This is a genomic window from Bowmanella yangjiangensis (assembly GCF_017255015.1).
GTDB classification, from domain to species: Bacteria; Pseudomonadota; Gammaproteobacteria; order Enterobacterales; family Alteromonadaceae; genus Bowmanella; species Bowmanella yangjiangensis.
The window spans coordinates 1-899 of sequence record NZ_JAFKCS010000326.1; the positions used below are offsets into that span (position 1 = coordinate 1).

Annotated in this window: 2 protein-coding genes; both read left to right on the plus strand. The window is 66.5% G+C overall.

What is annotated here, in order from left to right:
- Positions 1-388: DinB family protein (locus J0A65_RS24330; RefSeq protein WP_206596835.1), on the plus strand; the 388-nt coding region annotated here is incomplete at its 5' end.
- Positions 385-735 (plus strand): hypothetical protein, encoded by a 351-nt coding sequence (locus tag J0A65_RS24335; protein WP_206596836.1) that lies wholly within the window; start codon positions 385-387, stop codon positions 733-735. The genes J0A65_RS24330 and J0A65_RS24335, both read left to right, overlap by 4 nt.
- The last annotated feature ends 164 nt before the right edge of the window (positions 736-899 follow it).

The window sequence follows — 899 nt, forward strand, 5'->3', positions numbered from 1 at the left end:
GGTGGCCGACCTGATCTGGCTCGGGCGCTATGCCGCACACCCGGCGAACCATCGGGCGCTGCAGGCGCTCGCCGGGCTGCAACGGCCCACGCGCCTGGATCAGCCGATGGCCGCGAACATCCGCGAGCTGACCGCCCTGCGCGTGCAGCTGGACGCCTGCATCGAGGCGCTGGCTGCGGAAATCGATGAAGAACAGCTGGACCAGCCCCTGGCCTATCGCAACACCAGGGGGATCGAGGCGAGAAAGAACTTCTTCGCCCTGCTGATACACCTGTTCAACCACCAGACCCACCATCGTGGCCAGGCGACGACCCTGCTCTCGCAGGCCGGGGTGGACGTCGGGGTGACCGATCTGCTGGCCATCATCGCCGACGAGCCCGCACCATGATCCGCGTGCTCAAGTATGCGCTGATCGCCCTGGGAGCCCTGCTGGCCTGCGTCCTGCTGGCCATCGCCATCGTCCTGCTGGTGAACGTCGCCGGCATGGATGCGGACGCCACCTACGAGCTTCGCGGCCGCTACAAGCCGAGCGCCGATGGCAAGACCTACCTGGTGATCGAGCATGACAACGGCGGTGGCTGCGGCACGCTCTCGCTGGACGGCAAACCCTGGTCGGTGCCACTCGACGAGGCCGGCGAAACGACACCGGGGGTGCACACGATCGAATGCGGTGGCGAGATCGAATTCGAGATCCAGTCCGGCAGCATCTACTACTTCGACTATTGGGGCCCCTAGCTCACAGCCCCGCCAGTTGCAGCCAGTGCGCGTAGAAGCCCTCGGCCACCTGGTTCAGCGCCCTGACCTTCTCCGGCAGCTGCTCGCGCATCTCGGCGAGGGACTGCTGGCTGGGCTGGCGCTCATCGAGCAAGTGCGCCCAGTCATCGAGCCAGCACTCGATC

Bases quoted from the DNA above. Each gene is read 5' to 3' on its own strand.
- J0A65_RS24335 (WP_206596836.1), top strand. From the start codon at position 385: ATGATCCGCGTGCTCAAGTATGCGCTGATCGCCCTGGGAGCCCTGCTG.